This is a genomic window from Vibrio sp. 2-2(8), assembly GCF_963888495.1.
GTDB classification, from domain to species: domain Bacteria; phylum Pseudomonadota; class Gammaproteobacteria; order Enterobacterales; family Vibrionaceae; genus Vibrio; species Vibrio anguillarum.
The window spans coordinates 1-6,425 of record NZ_CAWPJM010000020.1 but is presented as its reverse complement, the minus strand read 5'-3'; the positions used below and the strand labels follow the sequence as shown (position 1 = coordinate 6,425).

At 42.5% G+C, this 6,425-nt stretch carries 8 protein-coding genes; 1 reads left to right on the top strand and 7 read right to left on the bottom strand.

The window, feature by feature from the left end; genetic code table 11:
* Nucleotides 1-96 (top strand): IS3 family transposase (locus tag AACV12_RS06385; protein ID WP_130200936.1); only part of this gene is annotated, 96 nt, incomplete at its 5' end.
* Between the two features lie 129 nt (nt 97-225).
* Here AACV12_RS06385 and AACV12_RS06380 read toward each other — a convergent pair.
* From AACV12_RS06380 to AACV12_RS06350, 7 genes are all read right to left on the bottom strand, one after another.
* Entirely contained in the window at nt 226-1,962 is a 1,737-nt protein-coding gene (locus tag AACV12_RS06380; protein ID WP_085761583.1) for an ATP-dependent nuclease, read from the bottom strand.
* A 163-nt stretch (nt 1,963-2,125) separates the two neighbouring features.
* Nucleotides 2,126-2,494, bottom strand: coding sequence for a VOC family protein (locus AACV12_RS06375; protein ID WP_005526639.1), 369 nt, complete (start codon nt 2,492-2,494; stop codon nt 2,126-2,128).
* 157 nt (nt 2,495-2,651) lie between these two features.
* Complete coding sequence (locus AACV12_RS06370) at nt 2,652-3,038, bottom strand: VOC family protein (RefSeq protein ID WP_043990316.1); 387 nt, start codon at nt 3,036-3,038, stop codon at nt 2,652-2,654.
* Between the two features lie 145 nt (nt 3,039-3,183).
* Nucleotides 3,184-3,531: a hypothetical protein gene (locus tag AACV12_RS06365; protein ID WP_170901588.1), complete on the bottom strand. Its 348-nt coding sequence runs from the start codon at nt 3,529-3,531 to the stop codon at nt 3,184-3,186.
* A 144-nt stretch (nt 3,532-3,675) separates the two neighbouring features.
* Nucleotides 3,676-4,212, bottom strand: a complete 537-nt coding sequence (locus AACV12_RS06360) for an AAA family ATPase (RefSeq protein ID WP_170901586.1) — start codon at nt 4,210-4,212, stop codon at nt 3,676-3,678.
* A 135-nt stretch (nt 4,213-4,347) separates the two neighbouring features.
* Complete coding sequence (locus AACV12_RS06355) at nt 4,348-4,761, bottom strand: NUDIX hydrolase (protein ID WP_055064865.1); 414 nt, start codon at nt 4,759-4,761, stop codon at nt 4,348-4,350.
* A 151-nt stretch (nt 4,762-4,912) separates the two neighbouring features.
* Nucleotides 4,913-5,734: an HNH endonuclease gene (locus tag AACV12_RS06350; RefSeq protein WP_170901584.1), complete on the bottom strand. Its 822-nt coding sequence runs from the start codon at nt 5,732-5,734 to the stop codon at nt 4,913-4,915.
* Between the last annotated feature and the right edge of the window lie 691 nt (nt 5,735-6,425).

Genomic DNA, 6,425 nt, shown 5'->3' with positions numbered 1-6,425 from the left:
TTCGAGTACATAGAGGTTGATTATAATCGGACGAGAAGGCACAGTGCTCTTGGGTATCTAAGCCCAGTTAACTTTGAACAGCAAAATGTCGCTTAATGTGGTGTCCAGTTTTGCTGGAGCAGATCATACTACTAACTTTCCGCATAACACCTTAATCACAAAAACCAACGCATAGTAAAAATACCACGCGTTGGCTGTCCCTCTTGAAGCGTTTGTTATAAGAATTTATTCGAGCCACTCAACCAACTGGTGCACACCAATAAAGTCAGCACAAGCCTGCTCTAGACCAACTTCAGGATTCTCAGCATTAGCCTTAAACCTAGCCCATTCATGCTCATTTTTTGCTCTCAAGCCAAGGTGAGCTTCAATAGCCCCTAACTTCCAAAGCCAGATATTCCTCGCTTGCAGTTTATTGTGCAGAGAATTTATCGCATCATGACTTCGTACATCTTGAGCCATCACTGCACAATGTTTTGCATTGGGCAAGTCACCGCGCATCTCAATAACATTGTCATCATGTAAGCTTCGCAACAGATCCCTCAAAACAACTAAGTCCTCATCATCTTGCTCAATGTAGTTGTTATGTATTGCGCCTTTGAAAACATAATCTAAGTCAACAATAGCTTTCGAAGGAAGATCCATTTCATGCAATATGCTCATCGTTTTGCCGATATTATCTACAGAGCCAGTTTCGATGAGTGCTGCGTTATTTTGACCGAGAGTTTTCCCTTTGAGCTGTTTGTACAAGAATGGGAGCAATCTTAGCTCTGTCTTTCCCTCGGTGAGAACAACTTCATTTGCAAATAAGATCTGTGTTGATTGACTTAAAGCGAACAAGTGGCCTGCTTGTGCTTCTGCATTTGGAACAGCTCTTTCCAAGGCATCTCTCAAAGGTGTTCTGATATGTGTTCCTTGAGCATGAGTTTTGCGAACGAATAAAGTATGCTGGGCGCGTTCAGCAGTAATCATTTGAGCCGAGTGAGTGCTAAAAAGTACTTGATATCCATTTTGCGACAACACATGTAGAGCTTCACGGACTTGTTCTATAGCAAAAGGGTGTAAATACAATTCTGGTTCATCTATCAACAACAGCGTTGTTGTTGGTGATTCAGCATTCTTCTTGATTTCAGCGAGGTGTTGTATGAGTGCCATCTGCACCGAACGTTGAGCACCATGACCATAAGAAGTAACGTCTCTTCCTTCAGCATCGTTTTCATACACCTTCACTGTACCTGCATTGAAAATTTCATTAAAGTCGGGAACATCAAAGTGAAGTTTTAAACTAATACCAGGAAATAGACTCTCTACCTTTTCGTTTATTGAATCATCAATTTCCGCCAATTCATCCAAGCGCCGATTTCCGTCTGCACCCATTCTGCGGCTAACTGCATTTAAGTGCCTGTTAACAACAGAAGCATGGTTTTCTGCTAATGAGGTACTAAGTTCTTTTAATAACTTCCCAATAGTAGAAGTACTTTTGGCCTTTCCCGCATCTTCAGCGGCATTCTCCATAGCTCCAACCTTAATAGGCTCTGGAAACAATGATTTGATAGCATTCCAAATACCTCTTGGGTTTCGAGCATATTGCCCTCTTTCGAAATTGAAAATTTCGAGATTAATTTCTGTTTTTTTGGTTGCATTAGCCGGCTGAGTTCTTTTTATTCTAACCACACCATTTTCGATATATGGTCTAAGTGGTTCTCGATGCTCCTCATTTAGACGTTGCAGTACATCTTCGGTGACGCCAACAACTTCACCTTCAATAATAATAGGTAGATTGACATCATTGTAATCACTTTCAGCTAACAATTTGTCTTTTACCAGCCACTCTAGAGCACTAAGAATGTTCGATTTACCAACATTGTTGTAACCGACTAAAGGAGTGTATGGCGTCAAAACTACTGTCAGTTCTTTACAAGATTTGTAATTCTGAATTTCTATTTTTTTTATATAGTGAGACATATTATTACCTTACCAACTGAATTCTTATAACGCCGCGTTAAGGGGCGCAGGCACGCAATACAAAAGCTACCGCACAGTGCCGTAACCACTAAACCCAACGCAAATTGAAAATGCCACGCGTGCCAAGTCCCGCTTTAACGCTTTGTTATATGCGTTGTTTCAACTACATAAAGACTGCTTCAACTTTGTTTCCATCAGCATCGCGGACAAATGCCGCATAGTAAGTTTCACCGTACTCTGGTCGTAAGCCAGGCTTACCTGCACACGAGCCGCCAAGCTCTAATGCAGTAGCATAAAACAGGTCAACAGCTTCTTTACTTGGCGCATTGAAAGCGATGTGAGTTCCGTTACCAGAAGAGGCTCCATTTTCACATGGACAACCTACCCAAAACTCAAAATTCTCACCGTAGGCAGCCGCCACATTTTCGATGTAATGCGAACGCCTTACCGATAATGCGGATAGAACTGAATCGTAAAAAGCCACAGCAGATGCCACATTTGAAACACCAACTGAGACGTGATTTAGAATCATTTTAAGCTCCCTTTTACTCACAGATTTTGAAAGCATATAACGCCCGCCTAAGGGGCTGGCAACGCAATACCACAAAACTCAAACACAACAACTGTAACCGCCGCGGCTCAATGGGACTGGAAACGCCACGCGTTGACAGTCCCTCTTGAGGCGTTTGTTATGTGTTTGAATACGTTGATACTTCAATAAGATTCCCATCTGGGTCTCTGAAATAGAATGATGTGATTACACCTTGTGCACCTGTACGTTTTACAGGTCCTTCCATGATAGTCACACCTTGATTCCCCACATGCTTCATCGCATCAGACAGAACTGTGTCGGTAATAAAGCACAAATCTGCGCTCCCAACTCTAATATTTTGAGCTTTAGGTTCAAACTCATTACCGAGTTGATGAAGATTAATCTTCTGGTGACCAAACTCTAGAGCAATCCGACCAGCGCCAAAACTAACAGCTTTCATGCCCAACACTTTTTCATAAAAGTTCGTTGTTGTTGGAATATCTGCAACAGTCAGAACCAAATGATCAAGGTGACTAATTTTCATCAGAAACTCCATTTTCTAGGAAAACACATAACGCCCGCTTAAGGGGCAGCCAACGCTACTACTTACTTTCCGCACAAAACCGTAACCACTGAAACTAACGCACAGTAAAAATGCCACGCGTTGGCTGTCCCTCTTGAAGCGTTTGTTATGTTGCGCTACTGACTACTATGAACGTTAGGAATGCAGGTAAGCCTGAAACAAAAAGTTTTATACAAAGTATCGTGTTTGATGTAAAACGCTCACTGTCAATTTCATTAGCCACCGAGCTGTCCACCATTGAACCCGCTACTCTTTCTGCCCTATCATCACCAAAACCTCCGTCTGGTGGGTACATAAAAAATAAGGCAGCTAGCCCCCAAAGGATCACCACAACAAAGAGTGCATAATCAGCCCAAGACCTCAGACCAAAGAAACCCGTAGATTTCTCAAAGATGACCAAAACTGCTGATGCAGCGAGATTGCTTATGAGGAAAAACCTTAATAAATTTAGCATCTTATCCCAATACCATCCTTAGCAACATAACGCCCGCTTAAGGGGCAGCCAACGCTATTACCAACTTGCCGCATAACACCGTAACCACAAAAACCAACGCATAATAAAAATGCCACGCGTTGGCTGTCCCTCTTGAAGCGTTTGTTAGCCGTTGCCCACCGTATCTAAGATGAACTCAGCCCTATCTCCGACTGAAACCTTTGGAACTTCAATCAGTTCATAACCAAACCTTTCATAGGCTTTCACCATTTCATGGTATGTCGCAACAGCCTCATTAAAATCTTGCTTACGCTCGATGTCATTTTCATAGATCGTTTCCCACGGTGGGAAAATGAATACTTTTCTGTGATAGGTTAGCTCGTGGCAACTTCTTAATAAGATCTCCGAAATAGCTATTTGTTCAAGCTGACTGTACCCATAAGAATCAATAATGCTTCGATCAAAGAAAGTCAGAACTGAGTTGTCGTGCACTTTGTAATTGTTGAGTTCTTCAAGAACCATTGCATCACGGAATGCGACTTTATCTTTCCAAGGTAAAGCTGATCCATCACGCTCAGTTTGCATTTGAATGACTTTACGACCGACTTCTGTAGCACTTGAATATCCCAATTGCTCTAAAAATTTAATCACCGAAGTTTTTCCTGAACCTGGACCACCAGTAAAAACTACCCGATTGTTCATGAAACCTCCTAAAACGGCTAACGCCCGGTTAAGGGGCAGCCAACGCCATTACCAAGCTTCCGCATAACACCGTAACCACAAAAACCAACGCATGATAAAAATGCCGCGCGTTGGCTGTCCCTCTTGAACCGTTTGTTAGGCAATTTTTCCATTCACCAATGACTTGGACTCTAGCCATTGAAGCGCAACCAAAGCTGCAACTGAACATGCCGCTTCATCATTACCATCAATGAACTTAAGTTCTTCGATTTCTGCCGCTGGAAGCAATTCACCAGAAAAATCCGCAAAGTAGCAGGTCAGCTTTACTGAAACACCCTCGGCCTTACCATCTGCCTGTGCTGTGAATGTTTCCATATATTTGAGGCTCGTAGGTGAAAGATCTACTGAGAGCTCTTCTTTGATTTCACGGATTAATGCTTCCTCATCATTTTCACCGGCTTCACGCTTACCTCCGGGAAGGTAGAACAGAGCCTTTCCTTTAGACCTTACGGCTAAAAGCTTGCCATCTTGAATCAAAACCCAAGCAAGTTTATCGATCACTTTATTAATCATTTTGCCTCAATACTAAATGTGCAATTGCCTAACGCCCAATTAAGGGGTGAGCAACGCTACCACCCAACCTAAAGCATTGTGCCATAAACACTAAATTTGAAGTAGAAGCAAAAATGCCAAGCGTTGGGAATCCCTCTTAAATTGCTTGTTAGGCGATTTTTTCTTCGATGCTAAGGGCTACTTTTAACAACTGCTCGTTGAATTCTTTGCTGTCGATTGAATAATGCGCTCTCCGATGACACGTAGGGCATAGAGCGATAACATTTTCCGGGCAATCAGCACCACCGTCAGCAAGCCTGGTTAAATGATGGACTTCTAGATAAGGTCCTTCCTTCGTTTCAAAGGGCGACTTACTTCTGCAACCTTCACAAACCCCATTTGCACGCTTTTTAGCATATAACTTAATAGCCTCGCTACGGTAACGGATGTGAACAACTTGTTCTTTAACATCCACATTACTAGGTGTCACAGCTGTAGCGATATCGCGTAATTGCTTAAGTGATTTGCTTTTAGTCGGTTTGGTCAAGTACGGAGCCTTTCCATTTTCTACGCCGGGAAGCCTTGACTGCGGAAGTACATCCAAGTGAAAAATGAAAGCATTTCGAAGCTGACTATTTTTGTCAGGTCTCTGCTCGATATGATGTTCAATGTAACTACATACACCGACGAAACGCACAAAACCTTTTGTAGTCGACTCAAACAACAAGATTTCTTTTTTATTTTTCTGGTGTTCGAAGATAGCCAAATTACCTTTGACCATTTGCATGTCACCTTCTTGGCCTTCGCCTGTATACCTAAACGTACCATCTGGACCAAAACCATCAGAATAGCCGAACTCTTCACCTGCATCACTGGTAAATATAAATACATAAGGATGATTAGCTGGTGTAGCAATGCCACCATACTGTTGACCTTTGTATACACCGTGAATATCAGAACGACGGTTATAGATTTTACCTACTTCGAACAATGAACCCTCCTCATCGCCTAACGCTGCGTTAAGTGGTGAGCAACGCGACCACAATCCTAAACCATTGCGCCTTAAACACAAAACTCAACCTAGACCCGAAATTCCCAAGCGTTGGGAATCCGTCTTAAACGCCTAGTTAGCTGCTGCACTTTCGCTAGCAAATTACGCCAAAATGCCTAATTTGAAACACATTATTGCTTTCAAACAGCAAAGTAAAACGGACAGTTGTGAAATTAAAACCTAATCCACGAAATGCCCTTGGCAAAGAAGAAATGACAGAGGAAATCCCCATTCCTGAGCATGGTAATTTGCAAAGAATTCTATCGAAAAAGCCAACGGCAAAGCACACGAAACGAATTTAGGCATTCATGAATTTCAACACCAAAGAAACCGCGCCAACGAACTTAACAAACACAACACTTCCCGTAAGCAGACTTTGTTAAGTTCAAACGCTTCCCGAAAAGTGCCACTGGCGAGATAGTTGAGAAGCTGAGATTTGTCCGGTGTGTAGCTAGAAAACCGAAAGCCTTTCCACTCTAAACTCACAGCCTTTCTTAACCCCAGCTAACGCCGCATTAAGGGGTGAACAACGCCTCCACCCAACCTAAAGCATTGTGCCATAAACACTAAATTTGAAGTAGAACCAAAACTGCCAAGCGTTGAGAATCCCTCTTAAATGCTTTGTTATATG

Bases quoted from the DNA above. Each gene is read 5' to 3' on its own strand.
- AACV12_RS06380 (WP_085761583.1), bottom strand. From the start codon at position 1,962: ATGTCTCACTATATAAAAAAAATAGAAATTCAGAATTACAAATCTTGT.
- AACV12_RS06375 (WP_005526639.1), bottom strand. From the start codon at position 2,494: ATGATTCTAAATCACGTCTCAGTTGGTGTTTCAAATGTGGCATCTGCT.
- AACV12_RS06370 (WP_043990316.1), bottom strand. From the start codon at position 3,038: ATGAAAATTAGTCACCTTGATCATTTGGTTCTGACTGTTGCAGATATT.
- AACV12_RS06365 (WP_170901588.1), bottom strand. From the start codon at position 3,531: ATGCTAAATTTATTAAGGTTTTTCCTCATAAGCAATCTCGCTGCATCA.
- AACV12_RS06360 (WP_170901586.1), bottom strand. From the start codon at position 4,212: ATGAACAATCGGGTAGTTTTTACTGGTGGTCCAGGTTCAGGAAAAACT.